Here is a 19,258-nt window from a genome sequence, read left to right as displayed (position 1 = left end):
CTCGTCGGGCAATGACCGACGACCCCGCGACCGCGGACTCACGGTTCTCCCCCCAGCGCGTCCTCGACGGCGTGCGCGTCCGCCTGATTCCGCGCCTGGAGGAAAGCGACCGCGCGAGCGACGAGTTCGCCGCGCTTCTCGAAGAACTCCTGCGCGCCGACCGCGACCCGGACCGCGCGAACGACCGGCTCGACGACTGGACGAAGAAGCGAAAGCGGTAGTCGGACCGTGGGGACGGACACGAATTTAAGAGTGGTGAGGACCAACCCGGAGGTATGGCTGCGGACATCTCCGACCGCGTGCGGGAGATTGCGGAGGCGAGAGACCTCCCCGAGTCCGAGGTCTTCGAGCGCGCTCTCGAACAGGGCCTAGACCGCCTCTGGGAGGACCTCGTTCTCGCGCGTTACTTCGACGGCGAACTCGACCGCGAGGCCGCGGTAGAACGCGTCGGCCGGACGAAAGTCGAGCGAGCCGAACGCGAGCGCGAAGCCGTCGAGGCGGACGTCGACTGGGGCTTGGACGCGTGACGACGGCGGCCGTTTCGGACGCGGGGCCGCTCATTCACCTCGCGGAAATCGAATCGCTCGAACTCTTCGACGCGTTCGACACGCTTCTCGTCCCCGAAACCGTGTACGAGGAAGTCGAGGCCGGTGGGCTACCGGACGGACTGTCGGCCGTCGCCGACGAACTCGTGACTGTCGATAACGATGCCACCGAGGTCGTCGACGAACTCGACGCCGGAGAGCGCGCCGCACTCGCGGCCGCTATCGAACACGAGACTGTCCTCTTGACAGACGATCTCGCCGCCCGCGAAGCGGCGTCCGACGCGGGCGTAGATGTCCACGGCTCTATTGGTGTCATCGCCCTCGGGTACGGTCGTGGACTGCTCGGCCGAGACGAGGCGGCGGCCCGGATGCGTGCGCTCCAGCGGGAGACGAGCTTGTTCGTGACTGAGGCCGTAGTAGAACGCGGGATTCGATTGCTGGACGAGTAGCGTTCGCCCAGTGCGGGTAGTCAGAACCGCGCCGCGAACTCGCTGGCGCGCTCCCGAATCGCGGCGGCGTCCATGCGCTCGTGGTCGCCGTCGCGGTAGAGCACGTCGCCGTCGACCATCGTGAGCGTCACATCGTCGCCGTGCGCCGCGAACACGAGGTGGGAGTACGGGTCGTGCATCGGCGTGGAGCGAGCGTTCTCGGTGGTGAGGCCGACGAGGTCGGCCTTCCAGCCTTCGCGAATCTTCCCGACGTTCTCGAAGCCCGCGGCCTCGGCGCCGTTCCGGGTCGCCATCTCGAAGACGGTGCGGGCGGGGAGGGCGGTCGGGTCGAGGTCCGACACCTTCCCGAGGAGGCTGGCCTGCCGCATCTCGGTGAACGCGTCGAGCGTGTTGTTGCAGGGCGGGCCGTCGTTCCCCAGCGCGACGTTGATGCCGCGGTCGAGGTAGTCCTCGATGGGCGCGACGCCCGACGCGAGTTTCATGTTCGAAGACGGGCAGTGCGTGACGTGCGTCCCGGTCTCCGCGAGCAGTTCGCGTTCCGTCTCGTCGGTCCACACGCAGTGCGCGAGCACCACGTCCTCGCCGGTCAGGCCGACCTCGTCCAGCCAGTGGACGTTGCGCTTTCCCGTCTCCTCCTCGACGGTCTCGATTTCGCCCTTGTTCTCGCTGGCGTGCGTGTGGATGCGGACGCCGTACTCGTCGGCCAGTTCGCGACAGCCCCGGAGACACTCCTCGGTGCAGGAGACGGCGAACCGGGGCGTGACGGCGTACCGGATGCGACCGTCGCGGGCGCCGTCCCACTCCCGAATCAGGGCCTCGGTCTCGTCGAGCGCGGCGTCCGTCTCCTCCAGTAAGCCCTCCGGCGAGTCCTTGTCCATCAGGACCTTCCCCATCCGGGCGCGTACGCCGCTGTCCGCGGCCGCCGCGAACGCCTCGCCGGCGTGCGCCACGGAGAGGTGGTCGACGACGGTGGTCGTCCCCGACTCCACGAATTCGAGGTACGCGAGGTCGGCGGCCGCTCGCATCTCGTCGGCGTCCATCGAGGCCTCCATCGGGAGCACGTGGTCGAACAGCCAGTCCAGCAACTCCTCGTCGTCCGCGATGCCGCGCCCGAGGCTCTGCACGGAGTGGACGTGGCCGCCCACGAGCCCCGGCGCGAGCACGTCCACCTCGACGCGCTCGCGGTCCGGGTACTCGTCGGCCAGCGTCTCGCGGTCGCCGACCGCCGCGACGCGGTCGCCGTCGACGACGACCGCGCCGTCCTCGATTGCGCGGTCGGCGTCACAGACCACGGTGTCGGCGCACAGTAGCGTCATTCCCTCACCGTCTACGCCACCCGGCCCCCTAACGCGTTCCGGTCTCCCGCGGTCGGGAACTGGCCGGTAGCCCGCAACCACGCTTTCCGCCCGGTGTGTCGAACAGCCCAACGAGGGCAATGTCTACCGCAGAGCGCGTGCCGTGGGACTCGCCGGTCGTCCGCGTCGTCCTACTCAGCACCGCGCTCGCGCCACTCGGCGTGCCGCTGGTCGCGCCCGCGCTCCCCGCCTTCCGCGAGGCGCTGTCGCTCACCGACGCCGAAGCCAGCCTGCTCGTCTCCGCGTACTTCGTCGCCGGTATCGTTCTCTCGCCGTTCCTCGGCGCGTTCGCCGACCGATACGGCCGCCGCCGACTGCTCGTCGTCGCGCTCGTCGTGTTCTCGCTCACCGGCGCGAGTATCGCGCTCGCGCCGCCGTACGGGGTCGTCGTCGGCGTCCGCGTCGTGCAGGGCACCGCGGCCGCGGGGCTGTTCGTCGCCACCGTCACGCTCGTCGGCGACGCCTTCGACGGCGTCCAGCGAAACGCCGTGCTCGGCGTGAACGCCGCCGTACTCGGCGCTGGGGCCGCCGCCTACCCGATTCTGGGCGGCGCGCTCGCGGGCGTCTCGTGGCGCGCGCCGTTCGTCGCCTACCTGCTCGCGCTCCCGGCCGCCGTCGTCGCCTCGCGCGTCCTCCCGGCCGAGACGCGACGCACCGCCCGTCCCGGCTACCTCTCCGCGATGGCGCGCGTCGCCACCTCGGCGGGTGCACTCGGCTACTACGCCGCCACCCTGCTCACCGAACTCCTGTTGTTCGGCGCGATTCTCACCGCGCTCCCGTTCCTGCTCGTCCGCGAGTATGGCGCCTCGCCGCTCGGCATCGGCCTCGTCATCACCGCCGCCGAGGTCGTCGCCGCGGGCGCCGCCGCGTCGAACGGGTGGCTCGCGCGCCGCGCCGGCGACGCCGCCATCGTCCGCGCCGGTATCGCGACGTACGCCGTCGGGCTGCTCGCCGTGCCGTTCGCCACCTCTGTCGTCGGCGTTGCGGCGGGCGCAGCAGTCGTCGGCGCGGGCGTCGGCTTCGTCCTCCCGTCCGTGGATGCCGGGCTCAGCGCCCGCGTCCCCGGCGACCTGCGCGCCGGCGCGCTCAGCCTCAGAAACAGCGTGACGTTCCTCGGGCGCGCGGCCGGCCCGCTGCTGTTCGCGTACCTCGCCGCCGACACCGGCTACGAACCCCTGCTCACCGCCGCCGGGGTCGCCGCGCTCGCGGCCGTCGCGCTCGCTACCGTCGGTTCTCGGTTGCGGGCACGCCCTTGAGGCCGTACCGCCGCACGCCCTCCTGCTCGTAGAGGAGTCGCGGGACGGCGACCACCTCGTCCCCGATTTCGGGCGTGCTCTCCCCCGCCAGCACGACCTGCAGGGGGACGCTCGCACGCCCGCCGTCCGGTCCCTCGAAGGCGACGATGGCGCTCGCGTACTCGCCGGCTCGCGCCTGCTGTGGCACGAACTCCGGCGGCGCACCGCCCTGCGAGATGGTCGTCGACGCCTCCACGATGCCGCGACGCGACAGGGGCGCGTCGTCGTACCCCTCGCGCGCGCCGCAGTCGGTACAGGCGCCCTCCGCCGGGAAGCAGAGGCTCCCGCAGGCGACGCACTCGCCCGCGACGAGGCGGTGGCGCTGGGCGAGGGTTCGGCGGAAGGAGGGAACGCTGACGTACGCGCCGCCGCCCTCTGGCGTGCCGGAGTCGAACGCGCCCGCTCGCCGCCGCGCCGCCGCGAAATCGAGGGTCCGGTCGCCCGAGAGCGCCGCGTCCACGGGCACGTCTCGCTCGGCCCGCACGCGGAATGCGTGGGCCGCGCCGCCGCTCCCGTACGTCGCCACGAGCACGTCCTCGGCGCCGTCGTCAAGCGCGCCCGCGAGGCCGAGGAGCGCGCTCGCGGCACCGGTGTCGCCGAGCCGTCGGGCAACGATACCTTCGGTCACGGCGTCAGTTTCGACGCCGAGCGCGCCCGCGGCGCGGTACGGCAGGTCGCCGTCGGGCGCGTGGAGCGCCGCCGCATCAGCGTTCTCTGGGGCGTCCAGGCCGTCGACCGCGCTCGCGACCGTCTCGCGGTACGCCTGCCGGTCGTAACTGGTGACGCCGAGCCCCGTCGTCTCGCTGTCGCCGCGCTCCCGGAAGCGCGTGCCGGGGTAGGTGGTCGTCGCGGCGCTCCTGCCGGCGATTCGTCCGGGGCCGTCCGGCGCCACGACGATGGCTGCTGCGCCGGCGCCCGCCGCGTGCCCGATGGCTTCGTCGAACGCGCCGCGGGGCGCGTCCGACGCGACGACGAGCGCGTGGTCGTCGCCGTCCAGCGCGGCGGCGAGCGCCTCGCCGCCGGCGTCCGTACTCCCGCCGAATTGCGCGCTCCGCGTCGCTTCGCCGAGGTCAAGGAGGCTCCCGAGGCGGCCCGCGCCCGCCTCCTCGTCGTACGGGAGCGTGGTCGAGGCGAGGTAGAGCGCGTCGATTTCGTCGACCTCGACGCCCGCCGCGTCGAGCGCGCGCTCGCCCGCTTCCGCCGCCATCGTGAGCGCGTCCTCGTCGGCGTCCGGGACGGCGACCGAGTCGACGCCCCGGGCCCGGAAGCGCCCGAGCGCGTCAGCGACAGCGTCCCCGGAGAGCCGGAATCGCGGCGCGTACGCGCCGACTCCCGCGAGTCTCATGCTTCACCCTCCAGAATGGTGACGACGGCCGCGCCGCCGCTCCCGCCGACGTTGTGCGCGAGCCCACGCTCGACGCCCTCGACCTGCCGGTCGCCCGCGTTCCCGGTGAGTTGCTTCCAGAGTTCGGCGATTTGGCCGGCGCCCGTCGCGCCGATGGGGTGGCCCTTCGACTTGAGGCCGCCCGAGACGTTCACCGGCAGGTCGCCGTCGGCGTCGGTGACGCCCTCGCGGAGCAGTTCCGGGGCCTCGCCCGGTTCACAGAACCCGAGGTCTTCGTACGCGAGCAGTTCGGCGATGGCGAAGCAGTCGTGGACCTCCGCGAGGTCGATTTCGTCGGGCCCGCAGTCCGCCATCTCGTAGGCGGCGTCGGCGGCGCGCTCGCTCGCCGGAATCGACGTGTACGTGTCGCGCTCGAACAGGCCGACGCGGTCGCTCCCCGCGCCGACGCCCGCGACCCGCGCGGCGTCCATCGACTCCGCTACTTCCTCGCTGGCGACGAGGACGGCCGCCGCGCCGTCGCTCGTCGGACAACAGTGATAGAGCGTCAGCGGGTCGGCGACCGTCGCCGCGTCGCTCGCGTCCTCGAGGGAACACTCGAAGCCCAACTGGGCGTGGGGGTTCTGCGCGCCGTTCGCGTGGTTCTTCACCGCCGCCCGCGAGAGGTCGTCCACGTCCGCGTCGTACTCGTCGAAGTACGCGCTCGCCATCTGGGCGTACGTCCCCGCGAACGTCGTCCCGGTCAGGCGCTCCCACTCCGTCTCGCCGCTCACGCCGAGCCAGTACTTCGTCGCGTCGCCGCTCGCGTCGGTCATCACCTCGTAGCCGCCCGCCAGCACCACGTCAGCCATCCCCGATTTGACGGCCTGGACGGCGTTTCTGACGGCGTACCCGCTCGCGGCGCAGGCGTTCTCGACTCTGGTCGTCGGCACCGAGAGCCCGACGTGTTCCGTGACCGCGGGCGCCGAGAGGCCGAGTTGGCGGCCGCCCACGCCGAGTGTCCCCACTACGGCTTCGTCGATGTCCGCCGGGCCGAGACCGTCTGCCGCCGCCATCGCGCGGTCGAACGCGGTGGCGAACAGCGACCGGTAGGACTCCTCGGGAAACGACCCGAACGCGGTCTGTCCCGCCCCGACGACGTACGCGTCTCGCATGACTCGGCGTTCTCGGGCCTCCCTCATAGTCTCCCCCGAAGAACTATCGGGGACCGCGCCACCTGTGATATCAATGCCCACGGACATCGAGTACGTGTCACCAGCAGAACGCCGCGGCCTCCAAGACGAACGCCTCCGAGACACCGTCGAACACGCCTACGAGAACGTCCCGTTCTACCGGGAGGCGATGGACGACGCCGGCGTCCACCCCGACGACGTCGACGGCGTCGCCGACATCGACAAACTCCCGACCACCACGAAAGAGGACTTTCGCGACACCTACCCCGACGGCCTATTCGCGGTGCCCCGCGAGGACGTCGCGCGCGTCCACGCCTCTTCGGGCACCACCGGCAAACCCAAAATCGTCGGCTACACCGAGTCCGACCTCGACGTCTGGGCCGAGGTCGCCGACCGCTCGCTGCGCGCCGCCGGCGTCACCGACACCGACACCGTCCAGAACGCCTACGGCTACGGCCTGTTCACGGGCGGCCTCGGCATCCACATGGGCGCCGAACGCCTCGGCGCGGAACTGATTCCCATCGGCGGCGGGAACACCGACCGGCAACTCGACTTCCTCGAAGACCTCGGGAGCGACGTGCTCACCTGCACGCCGTCGTACGCGCTCTACCTCGCCGAGCGTGCCGCCGACCGCGGCGTGGCTCTCTCGGACCTCCCGCTTTCGACCGTCGTCTTCGGAGCGGAGCCGTGTACCGACCCGATGCGTGACGCCATCGAGGAGCGCCTCGACGTCGACGGCGTCGACATCTACGGGCTCTCCGAGATAATCGGGCCGGGCGTCGCCGTCGAGTGCGTCGAAGCCAAGGACGGCCTGCACGTCTGGGACGACCGCTTCTACCCGGAAGTCGTCGACCCCGACACCGGCGAGGTGCTCCCCGAGGGCGAGGAGGGCGAACTCGTCCTCACGACGCTCTCGAAGGAAGCCCTCCCCGTGTTGCGGTACCGCACCGGCGACATGACGACGCTCACGTCCGGCGAGTGCGACTGCGGACGCACCACCGTTCGCATGGACAACGTCACCGGCCGCACCGACGACCTGCTCATCGTGCGCGGCGTGAACTGCTACCCGAGCGAAATCGAGGCCGTGGCCCTCGACACCGAGGGCGTCGCGCCGCACTACCGCATCGACCTGCGCCGCGACGGCGAACTCGACCGCATCGAGATAACCGTCGAGCGCGCCGACGACTTCGACGGCGACCCCGAGGCGCTCCACGACACGCTGCTGTCGCGGCTGTCCAGTGTCCTCTCGTTCACGCCCGACGACCTCACCGTCGCGCCGCCCGGCGGCATCGACCGGCAGGCGACCGGGAAGGTCAAGCGCGTCTTCGACCACCGCTGACGTGTCGGTGGGTTCAAGCGCGCACCGCCGCCACGTAGTGGCATGAGCTCACTGGTCGCTCGGTTCCGGGCGTGGCTCGGGAGCACGGAGTTCGCGGTGACCGCGACGGCCGTCGTCGCCGCGCTCGTCGCCGGGTTCGCGCTCTTCGAGCGCGCGCCGGACGCCAACGACGGCTACTTCGCGGTGTTCCTCGCGGGCATCGCGGTGCCGAGCATCTACCGCGAACAGTGGGACGGGGCGTTCGACAGTCGCGCGCTCGCGGTGCTCTGGAGCGCCGTCGCGTGCGCGCTCGCCGTCGGCGCGTACCTCGTCCTCGTCGCCGTCTTCGACGGCGTCGCCGGCGGCTCGGTGCCGAGCGTCCTCGCGTTCGTCGTGACGTGGGTGCTCGGCCTGTTCGTCGCGCGCGTCGCGACCGGGCGGACGGCATAACTATTTGAGCCTCCGGGTGCCGGGTGCCGGTATGGCTTACAGCTACGAACCCCACTACTTCGAGGACTTCGAGGAAGGCGAGACGTTCGAGAGCGTCGGGCGCACGGTGACGGAAGCCGACTTCACGATGCACTCGATGTTCACCGGCGACTGGACGGAACTCCACTCGAACGCGGAGTACGCCGAAGACCAGGAGTTCGGCGAGCGCGTCGCCCACGGCCCGATGACGTTCTCGCTCGCGACGGGGTTCGTCTACCGGTGTGGCTTCCTCGAGCGACGCGTCATCGCGTTCCTCGGGATGAACTACATGGACATTCCGGCGCCCGTGAAGATGGGTGACACGATTTCGCTGGACATGGAGGTCACGCAGACGAAGGAACTGTCCTCGCGGGAGGACGCGGGCCTCGTCGTCATCGACACCGAGATGACGAACAGCGACGGCGAGACGGTGTTCTCGGGGGACATGAAGTTCCTCGTGAAGCGGGCATGAGCCTCGACGACCTGCTCGCGGAGACGCGCGCCATCGACACGCACGCCCACCAGCCCACCCGCGAGTTCTTAGAGGACGCGGGCGGGCAGATGATGGAGGACGCGGCGTCGAAGTTCGGCTCCGAGATGGAGACGTGGGACTACGACGAGATGGTCGAGGAGTACCACGCTGCGGGCGTCGCGAAGGCCGTCCTGCTCGGGTGGGACGCCGAGACGAACACCGGCAATCCGCCCGTGCCGAACGACTACGTCGCGGAGGTGCGGGACGAACACGAGGACTTCTTCGTCGGGTTCGCGTCCGTCGACCCCCTCAAGGACGACTGCGTCGAGGAAGCCGTCCGAGCGGTCGAGGACCTCGACCTCTCCGGGTTCAAGTTCCAGCAGATAGCGCAGGGCTTCGACCCGAGCGACCCGGAACACGAGGAACTCTGGAACACCATCGAGGACCTCGGCGTCCCCTGCGTGTTCCACGGCGGGAACTCCACGCTCGGCGCCGGCGCGCCCGGCGGCCGCGGGCTGAAAGTCAAGCACGGGAACCCGATGCTGCTGGACGACGTGGCGGCCGAACACCCCGAGTTGCAGATTCTCATCGCGCACCCGGCGTTCCCGTGGGAGAAAGAGCAACTGGCAATCTGCCAGCAGAAGGGCAACGTCTACATGGACCTCTCCGGGTGGGTGCCGAAGTACATCGACGAGCAGGTCCTGCACTACGCCGGCACCATCCTACAGGACAAGGTGATGTTCGGCACCGACTACCCGATGATTCGGCCCGACGACTGGCTGGACTCCCTGAGCGAGCACACCGACTACAGCGACGAGGTCTACCGGAAACTCCTCTGGGAGAACGCCGAGGCGTTCCTCGACCTCTAGGGTCGGGTCGCCGCGACGCCGCCGACCACGCCCCCGAGCGCGAACGCGACGGCGACGACGAGGCCCGCGCCGGCGGCGACGAGACGCGGCACTTCCTCGACGAGCACGAACGGCACGCCGACGGTCGCCAGCGCGTAGTGCAGGTGGTGGAGGACGCCGACGGTGTCGCCGTACAGCACCGTCCACCAGAGCGCCGCGCCGACTCCGACGCCGACGCTCGCGGACGCCGCGAACGCCGCGTACCGGGGCGCACGGTCGGTCGCCGTCGCCGCGACGAACCCGCCGACGGCGCCGACGGTGACGACGCGGAACGCGGTCGTGCCGATGGCGGGGTGGTGGGGCGGGAGTTCGCCGACCGCTGCGAGGAGCGCGGCCTCGGCGAGCACGCCGGCGACGACGGCGAGGACGAATCGACGCACGCGTCGGCGTAGGGACGCGAGCAATTGAAGCGTTGCGCTCGCCCCTCGCGGAAACTCGCGCAGTACCACCCGCAACCGGTATTTTAACAACTCGGTCGCCCCTTCTCGGGCCATGGACGACGGTTCTCTGTCGCGCTATTCGAGCGGTATATCCGGGCTCGACGCCCTCCTCGGCGGCGGATACATCTCCGAACGGATGTATCTCGTGCTCGGTAGGCCTGGCACCGGGAAGACGATTCTCGGCATGTCGTTTCTCGAAACCGGTCTGCGGAACGGCGAGAACGTGCTCTACATCCACGGCGAGGAGTCCCGCGAGGAGATTCTCGTGAACGCCGCGCGCGTCGGCATCGACCTCGCGGACGCCGACTTCCTCGACCTCGGGCCGGACTCCGAGTTCTTCAGCGAGGACCGCACGTACGAACTCGTCGACCCCCGCGACATCGCGGACGACCGGTTCGTCGAGGACATCCGGGAACGCATCGAGGCACTCGACCCGAACCGCGTGCTCCTCGACCCCATCTCCCAACTGGAGGCCCTCGAACCCTCGAAACACCAGTACCGAAAGCGCATCATCTCGTTCATGCGGTTCCTCCGCGAGCGCGGCACGACAGTCGTCGCGACGGAGACGATGGAACCCGGCCAGCACAGCGAAATCGAGTCGCTCAGCGACGGCGTCGTGGAACTCGAACGCGGCGACACGGGGCGTCGCGTCGCGGTGCCGAAACACCGCGGCGTCGAGACGCCCAACGGTACGCACGGCCTCGAAATCCGGGGCGAGGGCATCGAGGTGTTCCCGGCGCTGGTGCCGCCGTCGGACGCCCGCGAGTTCGACCCGCGGCCGCTGTCCTCGGGCGTCGAGAACTTCGACACGCTGCTCGGCGGCGGCCTCGAACGCGGCACCGTCACCATCCTCAGCGGGCCGACCGGCATCGGGAAGTCGACGACCGCCGCGGAGTTCCTGACGACGGCAGCCGACGACGGTACGAACGGCGTCGTCTATCTGTTCGAGGAGAACGAGACGACGTTCACGCACCGGGCGGCGAGCCTCGACATCCCCGTCGCGGAGTGCCGGGAGCGCGGCGACCTCGCGGTCTCCGTGGTCGAACCGCTGGAGAAGTCCCCCGAGGAGTTCGCCCAGATGGTTCGCGCGGACCTCGACGAGTACGACGCCGAATTCGTCGTCATCGACGGCATCAGCGGCTACAAACAGGCCCTCCACGGGAACACCGCCGACACCACGCAGAAACTCCACGCGCTCACGCGCTACCTGAAAAACGTGAACGTCTCCGTAATGTTGCTGGACGAAATCAGCAGCGTGACTGGGTTCGCGAAGCCGACCAGCGAGAACATCACGTACCTCGCGGACAACGTCGTGTTCATGAACTACATCGAGCGCAACGGCCAGATAGAGCGCGTCGTCGGCGTCCTCAAGAAGCGCGTCGGCGACTTCGAGAACACGCTCCGCGAGTTCGAGATTTCGGGGGACGGCATCGAAGTCGGCGAACCGCTCAGCGACCTCCGGGGCATCCTCGAGGGCGTACCGGAGGTGGTCGAGAATGCGGACTGAGGCGACGGCGGGACGCCCGGAGGGTCGGTGAGAGAATGGCCGACGTACGCGTCCTCGTAAACGACCGCGGGAATCGGAACGCGCTCGCCGCGCTCGTGGAGAGGGGCGGCCACGAGGTCGTCGACGACGGGACTGCTGCGGACCTGTTCGTCGTCGACGACCGCTCGCTCCCCGAGCACCGGGCGACGCTGCGCGAGGAGACCGAGCGACGGTCGCCGGAGTTCTGTCCGGTCGTGCTCGTTCGCCGGCCCGACACGCGCCTCGACTTGGCGTCGGTGACCGGGAGCGACGACGGAACGCCGCGGGTCGTAGACGAGACGGTCACCGCGCCCGTAGACGCGTCCGTGTTCTTCCGGCGGCTGTCGAATCTGCTCGTGCGCCAGCGCCAGACGCGGGAACTTGCGGCGCGAAACGAGCGCCTGGAGACGTTCGCGAGCACGGTCGCTCACGAGATTCGGAACCCCCTGAACGTCGTGACCGGACGGCTCGAACTCGCTCGGGAGACCGGCGATGAGGCGCACTTCGACGCGATGGGCCGGGAACTCGAACGCATCGACCGGCTCGTGGACGACGTGCTGGCGCTCGCTCGCACCGGCGACGTGTCCGTCGACGGGGCGCCCGTCGACCTGCGGGCGGTGGTGCGAACGTGCTGGCAGGCGGTGGATTCGTCGGACGCGACAATCTACGTGGACGTGGACGGCGCCGTGCTCGCGGACGAGGACCGCCTCACGCAACTCGTCGGGAATCTGCTGCGGAACGCCGTCGAACACGGCGGCGAGGGCGTGACAGTGACGGTCGGCGACCTCGACGACTGCGAGGGGTTCTACGTCGCCGACGACGGGTCGGGGATTCCACAGGGGACCGCGACGACGTCCTCGAACGGGGCGAGTCGGGCGAGGAGACGGGCACCGGGTTCGGGCTGTCCGTGGTGTCGGAGGTCGCCGACGCGCACGGCTGGACCGTCGCGGTGACCGACAGCGAGGGCGGCGGCGCGCGCTTCGAGTTCCGCGGCGTGGCGCGCCCGAACCGGCCGACCGCGGAGTCGTAGTCAGCGGTCGGCGGCGAACGCGGCAGCGACCTTGCCTTCGGCGCGACGCAGGTGTTCTTCGAGCGTGGAGCGAGCGAGCCCGAACTGCTGTGCGAGTTCGGTCGTGGTGGTGCCACGCGGGAACTCGTAGTAGCCGCCGTCGACGGCGGCGCGCAGGACGGCGGCCTGTCGCGCGGTGAGGTCGGCGCCCGCGACGCCGGGCGCGCCGGGGTCGGGCGCGCTCACCTCGCGCTTGTCGGCGACGGTCACGTCGTAGCGCTCGCGCAGGTCGTGGTAGACGCCGGTGAGCGCGCTCGGGGAGAGCGCGAGCACGCGCACCTGCTTTTCGCCGTCGGCGTACGCGAGCGGCGGCACGAGCAGACAGCCGTGGGCGGCGAGCACGTCCTCGATGCCCGCGCTCTCGGCGCGCAGGCACGCCGCCGTCACCGCGAGCGTGGTGTCGCCCTCGGCGACGCGCTCGCGGACGCCGACCCGTTCGTCGACCTCGGCGAGCACGCTGTCGGCGTCGGCGCCCCGCAACTGGAGGAGGTCGCAGTGGTCGTTACACCACAGCGCCATCCGCACGTCGGTGTCGGCGGTCGCAGCGGCGTACGCGCCGCCGCCCGCGAGCCGGAACGTCGCCTGTTGCACGCTCTGAGATACGGACGCCAATATAAAGAACCCGTCGTGTGGCGGCCTGCAGACCTTTGGGATTCGTCCCCGAATGGATACGTATGACAGACGCGCCAGGCGGCGACTTCGAGGTCGGCGACCCGTCAGACGAGTGGGAGGCGTACCGCGGTGCGCCGACGGGCACCGACCGCGAGTGCGAGGGGTGGCGACAGGAGGCCGCGCTCCGAATGCTGAACAACAACCTCGACCCCGAGGTCGCGGAGAAACCCGAGGACCTCGTGGTGTACGGCGGGACGGGACGAGCGGCCCGCAGTTGGGACGCCTACGACGCGATTCTCGACCAGCTGCGGACTCTCGCCGACGACGAGACGATGCTCGTGCAGTCCGGGAAGCCGGTGGGCGTGTTCCAGACGCACGAGCGCGCTCCCCGCGTCCTCATCGCGAACTCGAACCTCGTGGGGAAGTGGGACAACTGGGAGCACTTCCACGAACTCGAAGCCGAGGGGAAGATAATGTACGGCCAGATGACCGCCGGCTCGTGGGCGTACATCGGCACGCAGGGCATCATTCAGGGGACCTTCGAGACGCTCGCCGAACTCGCCCGCGAGCACTACCCCGACAACGACGGCCTGCGCGGCAAAATCGTGGCGACGGGCGGCCTCGGAGGGATGGGCGGCGCGCAGCCGCTCGCCGTGACGATGAACCACGGCGTCTGCATCGCCGCGGAGGTCGACGAGCGCCGCATCGACCGGCGCATCGAGACGGGGTACTGCATGGAGAAGACCGACGACCTGGACGAGGCCATCCGGAAGGCGAACGAGGCCGCTGAGGCAGGCGAACCGTACAGCGTCGGCGTCTACGGGAACGCCGCGGACGTGCTGGAGGGGATGCTCGAACGCGGCTTCACGCCCGACGTAGTCACCGACCAGACGAGCGCGCACGACGAACTGGAGGGGTACTATCCCTCGGGCTACACGGTCGCCGAGGCCGACGAACTGCGCGAGGACGACCCCGACGCGTACGTCGAGGCGAGCCTCGACACGATGGAACGCCACGTGCAGGCCATCCTCGACCTGCAGGACGCGGGCGCCGTCGCCTTCGAGTACGGGAACAACATCCGGGGGCAGGTCGAGGACCACCGCGGGATGGACGAAGCCTTCGACTTCCCGGGGTTCGTGCCGGCGTACATCCGGCCGCTGTTCTGTCGCGGGAAGGGGCCGTTCCGGTGGGTGGCGCTCTCCGGCGAGGAGGCCGACATCCACCGCACCGACGAGGCCGTCAAGGAACTGTTCCCGGAGAAAGACGACCTCCACCGGTGGATAGACCTCGCGCAGGAACAGGTGCAGTTCCAGGGCCTGCCGAGTCGGGTGTGCTGGCTGGGGTACCACGCCGGCGAGAGTGAAGACGGCCTCACCGAGCGCGCTCGCTTCGCGCTCCGCATCAACGAACTGGTCGCCGCGGGCGAAATCGAGGCGCCGGTGGTCGTCACGCGGGACCACCTCGACGCCGGCTCCGTCGCGAGCCCGAACCGCGAGACGGAGGCGATGCGGGACGGCTCGGACGCGATTGCGGACTGGCCGATTCTGAACGCGCTCGTGAACACCGCCGCGGGCGCGGACATCGTGAGCGTCCACGACGGCGGCGGCGTCGGCATCGGGAACGCGCTCCACGCGAACAACCACGTCGTGCTCGACGGCTCCGATTTGGCCGCAGAGAAGGCCGAGCGCGTGTTCACCACCGACCCCGGAATGGGCGTGATTCGTCACGCCGACGCGGGCTACGAGGAGGCCATCGACGAAGCCCGCGAGTCGGACGTGACCGTCCCGATGGGGGGTGAGGAGTGATGTTCCGGGAGGCCGAGGACTGGCAGCCCACGTCGTCGGACCCGAACGACGAGCAGTTCGGCGACGTAGTGGCGCCGACGACAATCGAGGACGCGGACGCCTACGACGCCGTGCTCGTCGGCGAACCGTACGACGGTGCGGTCATCGGGCGGCAGGGCGCCGAGGAGGGGCCGAAGGCGGTGAAGGAGGCGCTCGCGGGCGTCAAAACCCACCACTTCGAGCACGGCCCCGTCGACTCGGTGGCCGACCTCGGGGACGTGGTGGTCGTGGACGACGACGTGGCCGCGGCGCAGGCCTCGGTCCGCGAGGCCGCCGCCGAGGTCCACGCGACCGACGCGCTTCCCGTCTTCGTCGGCGGCGACAACTCGCTCTCGTACGCGAACGCCGCGCCCCTGCTCGACGCCGGCACGCTCGGCGTCGTGAGTTTCGACGCGCACCTCGACTGCCGCGAACCGGTGGACGGCCCGTCCAGCGGGACGCCGTACCGCCAACTGTTCGACGCCGGCCTCGACGCGCTCTCGGTGGTGGGCGCGCGCCACTTCGAGACGAGCACCGCGTACGCCGACTTCCTGCGCGAGCAGGGCGGCGCCGTCGTCACCGCCGAAGAGGCGGGCGCCGACCCCGAGGCCGCGCTCGGCGACGCGCTTGCGCCGATGACCGGCGTCGACTACCTCTACGTCAGCGTCGACATCGACGTGCTGGACGCCGCGTATCCGGGGTCGAGCGCGCCGACGCCGGGCGGCCTCCAGCCCCGAGAGCTGTTCCGTCTCGTCAGGAGCCTCGCGCGCGACGAGCGCGTCGCCGGCTTCGAGGTCGTGGAGACCGCGCCGCCGTTGGACACGGAGCACCGGACCGTCGACGCCGCCGCGCGAACGATTGCGCACTTCCTCGCGGGGGCGCGATGAGCGACCTCCAGACGGTCGTTCACGGCGCGAGCGAACTCGTGGTCGGGCCCGCTTCGGACGGCGGCCTGCGCGCGTACGACGACGGCGCAGTCGCGGTCGTCGACGGCGACGTGGCGATGGTCGGCCCGAGCGACGACGTGCGTCGCGAGTATCCCGCCGAGAACGCCGACAGCGGCATCGACGCGTCCGGGCAGACGGTGCTCCCGGGGTTCGTCGACCCGCACACGCACGCCCTGTTCGCGGGCGACCGGAGCGACGAGTTCGCCGCGAAACTCCGGGGGAAGCCCTACCAGGAGATTCTCGCCGAGGGCGGCGGCATCCTCCGCACCGTCGGCGCGGTCCGCGAGGCCAGCGACGAACAACTGGTGGCGAACCTCACAGCCCAGTTGGACGAGATGCTCGAACACGGTACGACGACGGCCGAAGTGAAGACGGGCTACGGCCTCGACACGGAGACGGAGCTCCGGATGCTGGACGCCATCGAGGCCGCCGCTGCCGACCACCCGGTAGACGTGGTCGGGACGTTCATGGGCGCGCACGCCACCCCCGACGGCCGCGACCCCGCGGACTACGTCGACGAAGTCATCGAGGACCAGATTCCGCGGGCGGCCGAGCAAGGTGTTGCAGAATTCTGCGACGTGTTCTGCGAGGAGGACGTGTTCACCGTCGAGCAGTCCCGCCGGATTCTGGAGGCGGGCCGGGAGCACGGCCTCGCGCCGAAGATTCACGCCGAGGAGTTCACGCGCCTCGGGAGCGCGCAGTTGGCCGCCGAACTCGACGCCGTGAGCGCCGACCACCTCCTGCACGCGAACAGCGACGACGCCCGCGCGCTCGCCGAATCGGGCGTGACGCCCGTGCTCCTGCCGGGTACCGCGTTCGCGCTCGGCGAGGACTACGCCGACCCCGAGCAGTTCCGGAACGCGGGCGCGCCGGTCGCACTCGCCACCGACTTGAATCCGAACTGTTACAGCCAGAGCATGGGGTTCGTGCTGGCGCTGGCGTGCAACGGGATGCGGATGGCGCCGGCGGACGCCCTGCTCGGCGCGACGGCCCACGCCGCCCGCGCAATCGACCGCGGGGACGGCACCGGCACGCTCCGCGAGGGCACCGCCGCCGACCTCGCCATCGTGGACGGCCCGAGTCACGTCCACGTCCCGTACAACTTCGGCGTGAACAGCGTCGACGCCGTGCTGAAGGACGGAGCGGTCGTCGCCGGGGAGGTGGCCGCCGATGCGTGAGGTGGTCGCCGACGGCGAGACGCTGACCCCCGAGGACGTGGAGCGCGTCGCCCGCGACGACGCGTCCGTCCGCATCGCCGACGAAGCGCGCGAGCGAGTCCGCGAGTCCCGCGAGCGCGTCCGGGACGTCCTCGAAGCGGGCGACCCGGTCTACGGCGTGAACACCGGGTTCGGGTCGCTCGTGGACACCCAAATCGATGCCGACGACCTCGAAGCGCTCCAGACGAACCTGATTCGCAGTCACGCCGCGGGCGCCGGCCGCGAACTCGAACGCGAGGAAGTGCGCGCGCTCCTGCTCACCCGTCTGAACGCGCTCGCGAAGGGCTACTCTGGCATCCGGGAGCGCGTCGTCTCGCTGCTCGCGGAGATGCTGAACGCGGGCGTCCATCCGGTCGTGCCTTCTCGCGGGAGCCTCGGCGCGAGCGGCGACCTCGCGCCGCTCGCCCATCTTGCGCTCGTCCTGATTGGGGAAGGAACCGCAGAGGTGGGCGGCGAGCGACTTGCGGGCGATGAGGCGCTCGCGCGGGCGGGCCTCGACCCCGTCACGCTCGAAGCGAAGGAGGGCCTCGCGCTCATCAACGGCACGCAACTCACGACCGGGCTGGCGGCGCTCGCGCTCTTGGACGGCGAGCGCGCGCTCCGCGCCGCCGACGCCGCGGGCGCGCTCACCACCGAGGTGACGATGTCCACGACGGCGAACTGCGACCCCGCGATTCAGGGCGTGCGCCCCCACGACGGACAGGCCGCGAGCGCGCGCAACGTCAAACGCCTCACCGCGGACTCTGAAGTCGTGGAGTCCCACCGGAACTGCGACCGCGTGCAGGACGCGTACTCGATTCGCTGCCTCCCGCAGGTCCACGGCGCGGTCCGGGACGCGCTCGCGCACCTCCGGGGCGCCGTGGAGACGGAACTCAACAGCGCGACCGACAACCCCCTCGTCTTCGACGCCGCGGACGCCGACCCGCGCGCCAGCGGCACCGACCGCGCCGCCGTGCTCTCGGGCGGGAACTTCCACGGCGAGGTGCTCGCGCTCCGCCTCGACTACGCCGCGAGCGCGCTCGCCGAACTCGCGGCCATCAGCGAGCGCCGCACCGACCGCCTCCTCAACCCCGAGATTCAGGAGGAGTACCTGCCGCCGTTCCTCTCCCCGAACAGCGGCCTCCACTCGGGGCTGATGATTCCCCAGTACACCGCCGCGTCGCTGGTCAACGACCTCCGGTCGCTCGGCCGGCCGTCGACGGACAACACGCCCGTCTCCGGCAATCAGGAGGACCACGTGAGCATGAGCGCCGGGAGCGCGTACGGCTTCCGCGAGGCCGCCGAGAAGGCCGCGACCGTGGTCGGCGTCGAACTGCTCTGTGGCTCCCAAGCGAGCGAATTCTTGGACGACGAACTCCGGCACGCGCCCGGAACGAGAGCGGTCTACGACCTCGTGCGGGACGTGTCGCCGGCCGTCACCGAGGACCGGTCGCTGTCCGGCGACATGGAAGCGGTCGGCGATTTGATTCGCGAGGGACTGGTGGACGACGCCGTGGAGCGAGAAATCGGCGAGGCGTTGGAGTAGTCAGAACTCGGGCTCCCGCCCTTCCAGAAACGCCGCGACGCCCTCGCCGTGTTCGTCGGTGTCGTAGGCTTGACTCTGGAGCAGATTCTCGTGGTCGAGGGCGTCGTCCCACTCGCGCCCGAGGTTGTCGTGGAGCGCCTGCCGGATGACGCCGATGGTCCGCGTTGGGCGCGCGCGGAGCGTGTCGAGCAGTCCCTCGACCGTCTCGTCGAGTTCGTCCTCGGGGACGCAGTCGTTCACGAGGCCGAGGTCGGCGGCCTCGCCGGCGTCCACGAAGTCGGCGGTGAACGCGAGGCGCTTGGCCTCCCGGAGGCCGACGAGGCGCGGCAGGAGGAAACTCCCGCCGGTGTCGGGGACGAGGCCGACGCGCACGAACGCACACGAGAAGCGCGCGTCGGGGACGGCGTACGCGAAATCGGAGAGCGCGACGACCGCGAGACCGGCACCGACGGCGTCGCCGTTCACGCGAGCGACGATGGGGACGCGGGACTCCATCGCTGCCTCGGCGAGGCGGCCGAACGTGCGCTCGACGCGCTCGTAGGCCTCGCGGACGTTCTCCTCGCGCTCGGCCATCGACTGCACGTCGCCGCCCGCGGAGAACGCGGCGCCCTCCCCGGTCAGGAGAATCGCGTCGTGGGTGTCGGGGCCGGCCGACTCGATGGTTTCGGCGAGGTCGGCGGCGAGGTCGGCGGTGAAGGCGTTCATCACTTCGGGGCGGTCGAAGGTGACGCGCAGGACGCCCTCGGTGGTCTCGGTGTGCATGGCCGGGCGTTCCC

The 19,258-nt window shown here is 70.6% G+C and carries 21 protein-coding genes; 15 read left to right on the top strand and 6 right to left on the bottom strand.

What is annotated here, in order from left to right; translation table 11 throughout:
• Nucleotides 1-11 precede the first annotated feature (11 nt).
• From LT972_RS08960 to LT972_RS08950, 3 genes are read left to right on the top strand one after another with little or no spacing between them, the layout of a single operon-like run.
• On the top strand, nucleotides 12-221 hold the full coding sequence (locus LT972_RS08960; RefSeq protein ID WP_232569635.1) for a hypothetical protein: 210 nt from the start codon (nucleotides 12-14) through the stop codon (nucleotides 219-221).
• Between the two features lie 54 nt (nucleotides 222-275).
• On the top strand, nucleotides 276-527 hold the full coding sequence (locus LT972_RS08955) for a hypothetical protein (protein ID WP_232569633.1): 252 nt from the start codon (nucleotides 276-278) through the stop codon (nucleotides 525-527).
• On the top strand, nucleotides 524-994 hold the full coding sequence (locus LT972_RS08950) for a nucleic acid-binding protein (RefSeq protein ID WP_232569631.1): 471 nt from the start codon (nucleotides 524-526) through the stop codon (nucleotides 992-994). Before LT972_RS08955 ends, LT972_RS08950 begins: the two co-directional genes overlap by 4 nt.
• 20 nt (nucleotides 995-1,014) lie before the next feature.
• Here the strand turns inward: LT972_RS08950 and LT972_RS08945 are convergent, their stop codons facing one another.
• Nucleotides 1,015-2,310: a 5'-deoxyadenosine deaminase gene (locus LT972_RS08945; protein ID WP_232569629.1), complete on the bottom strand. Its 1,296-nt coding sequence runs from the start codon at nucleotides 2,308-2,310 to the stop codon at nucleotides 1,015-1,017.
• A 119-nt stretch (nucleotides 2,311-2,429) separates the two neighbouring features.
• On the opposite strand from LT972_RS08945, the gene LT972_RS08940 reads away from it, so the two are divergent.
• Nucleotides 2,430-3,605 (top strand): MFS transporter, encoded by a 1,176-nt coding sequence (locus LT972_RS08940; protein ID WP_232569627.1) that lies wholly within the window; start codon nucleotides 2,430-2,432, stop codon nucleotides 3,603-3,605.
• Here LT972_RS08940 and LT972_RS08935 read toward each other — a convergent pair.
• Nucleotides 3,571-4,989 (bottom strand): zinc ribbon domain-containing protein, encoded by a 1,419-nt coding sequence (locus tag LT972_RS08935; protein WP_232569625.1) that lies wholly within the window; start codon nucleotides 4,987-4,989, stop codon nucleotides 3,571-3,573. The two genes, LT972_RS08940 and LT972_RS08935, sit on opposite strands and share 35 nt — an antisense overlap.
• Nucleotides 4,986-6,140: a thiolase C-terminal domain-containing protein gene (locus LT972_RS08930; RefSeq protein WP_232569623.1), complete on the bottom strand. Its 1,155-nt coding sequence runs from the start codon at nucleotides 6,138-6,140 to the stop codon at nucleotides 4,986-4,988. The genes LT972_RS08935 and LT972_RS08930 overlap by 4 nt, the downstream gene beginning before the upstream one ends.
• A gap of 73 nt (nucleotides 6,141-6,213) precedes the next feature.
• Between LT972_RS08930 and paaK the strand changes: the two genes are divergently transcribed.
• Genes paaK through LT972_RS08910 form a run of 4 tightly spaced genes read left to right on the top strand, consistent with a single transcriptional unit; the run spans nucleotide 6,214 to nucleotide 9,285 of the window.
• The gene (gene paaK / locus LT972_RS08925; protein ID WP_232569621.1) at nucleotides 6,214-7,497 is read left to right on the top strand and encodes a phenylacetate--CoA ligase PaaK; all 1,284 of its coding nucleotides are present in this window, start codon (nucleotides 6,214-6,216) and stop codon (nucleotides 7,495-7,497) included.
• A gap of 42 nt (nucleotides 7,498-7,539) precedes the next feature.
• The gene (locus tag LT972_RS08920) at nucleotides 7,540-7,926 is read left to right on the top strand and encodes a hypothetical protein (protein WP_232569618.1); all 387 of its coding nucleotides are present in this window, start codon (nucleotides 7,540-7,542) and stop codon (nucleotides 7,924-7,926) included.
• Between the two features lie 31 nt (nucleotides 7,927-7,957).
• Nucleotides 7,958-8,416, top strand: coding sequence for a MaoC/PaaZ C-terminal domain-containing protein (locus tag LT972_RS08915; RefSeq protein WP_232569611.1), 459 nt, complete (start codon nucleotides 7,958-7,960; stop codon nucleotides 8,414-8,416).
• Complete coding sequence (locus LT972_RS08910) at nucleotides 8,413-9,285, top strand: amidohydrolase family protein (protein WP_232569609.1); 873 nt, start codon at nucleotides 8,413-8,415, stop codon at nucleotides 9,283-9,285. The genes LT972_RS08915 and LT972_RS08910 overlap by 4 nt, the downstream gene beginning before the upstream one ends.
• Here LT972_RS08910 and LT972_RS08905 read toward each other — a convergent pair.
• Nucleotides 9,282-9,704 carry a hypothetical protein gene (locus LT972_RS08905; RefSeq protein WP_232569607.1) on the bottom strand — a complete coding sequence of 141 codons (423 nt, stop codon included), beginning with the start codon at nucleotides 9,702-9,704 and terminating at the stop codon, nucleotides 9,282-9,284. The genes LT972_RS08910 and LT972_RS08905 overlap by 4 nt on opposite strands.
• Nucleotides 9,705-9,816: 112 nt before the next feature.
• On the opposite strand from LT972_RS08905, the gene LT972_RS08900 reads away from it, so the two are divergent.
• The 3 genes from LT972_RS08900 to LT972_RS14935 are packed head-to-tail and all read left to right on the top strand — an operon-like array spanning nucleotide 9,817 to nucleotide 12,319.
• Nucleotides 9,817-11,271 (top strand): ATPase domain-containing protein, encoded by a 1,455-nt coding sequence (locus tag LT972_RS08900; protein WP_232569605.1) that lies wholly within the window; start codon nucleotides 9,817-9,819, stop codon nucleotides 11,269-11,271.
• A gap of 35 nt (nucleotides 11,272-11,306) precedes the next feature.
• Nucleotides 11,307-12,242 (top strand): sensor histidine kinase, encoded by a 936-nt coding sequence (locus LT972_RS08895; RefSeq protein WP_232569603.1) that lies wholly within the window; start codon nucleotides 11,307-11,309, stop codon nucleotides 12,240-12,242.
• A complete protein-coding gene (locus tag LT972_RS14935; RefSeq protein ID WP_408610814.1) occupies nucleotides 12,197-12,319 on the top strand; it encodes a hypothetical protein in 123 nt (40 codons plus the stop codon). The genes LT972_RS08895 and LT972_RS14935 overlap by 46 nt, the downstream gene beginning before the upstream one ends.
• Here the strand turns inward: LT972_RS14935 and LT972_RS08890 are convergent, their stop codons facing one another.
• Complete coding sequence (locus tag LT972_RS08890; RefSeq protein ID WP_232569601.1) at nucleotides 12,320-12,949, bottom strand: helix-turn-helix domain-containing protein; 630 nt, start codon at nucleotides 12,947-12,949, stop codon at nucleotides 12,320-12,322. It lies immediately after the preceding gene.
• Nucleotides 12,950-13,032: 83 nt separating this feature from the next.
• Between LT972_RS08890 and hutU the strand changes: the two genes are divergently transcribed.
• From hutU to hutH, 4 genes are read left to right on the top strand one after another with little or no spacing between them, the layout of a single operon-like run.
• Complete coding sequence (gene hutU, locus LT972_RS08885; protein ID WP_232569599.1) at nucleotides 13,033-14,775, top strand: urocanate hydratase; 1,743 nt, start codon at nucleotides 13,033-13,035, stop codon at nucleotides 14,773-14,775.
• Nucleotides 14,775-15,680, top strand: coding sequence for a formimidoylglutamase (gene hutG / locus LT972_RS08880; RefSeq protein ID WP_232569597.1), 906 nt, complete (start codon nucleotides 14,775-14,777; stop codon nucleotides 15,678-15,680). The genes hutU and hutG overlap by 1 nt, the downstream gene beginning before the upstream one ends.
• Nucleotides 15,677-16,918 (top strand): imidazolonepropionase, encoded by a 1,242-nt coding sequence (hutI, locus tag LT972_RS08875; protein WP_232569595.1) that lies wholly within the window; start codon nucleotides 15,677-15,679, stop codon nucleotides 16,916-16,918. The genes hutG and hutI overlap by 4 nt, the downstream gene beginning before the upstream one ends.
• Nucleotides 16,911-18,482: a histidine ammonia-lyase gene (gene hutH / locus LT972_RS08870; protein ID WP_232569593.1), complete on the top strand. Its 1,572-nt coding sequence runs from the start codon at nucleotides 16,911-16,913 to the stop codon at nucleotides 18,480-18,482. Before hutI ends, hutH begins: the two co-directional genes overlap by 8 nt.
• On the opposite strand, the gene LT972_RS08865 is transcribed toward hutH, so the two are convergent.
• Nucleotides 18,483-19,244 carry an enoyl-CoA hydratase/isomerase family protein gene (locus LT972_RS08865; protein ID WP_232569591.1) on the bottom strand — a complete coding sequence of 254 codons (762 nt, stop codon included), beginning with the start codon at nucleotides 19,242-19,244 and terminating at the stop codon, nucleotides 18,483-18,485.
• Nucleotides 19,245-19,258: the final 14 nt, after the last annotated feature.

This window comes from Halobacterium litoreum (assembly GCF_021233415.1).
GTDB lineage: Archaea > Halobacteriota > Halobacteria > Halobacteriales > Halobacteriaceae > Halobacterium > Halobacterium litoreum.
The sequence above is the reverse complement of the archived record's forward strand: the minus strand, read 5'-3'. Positions and strand labels throughout refer to the sequence as shown.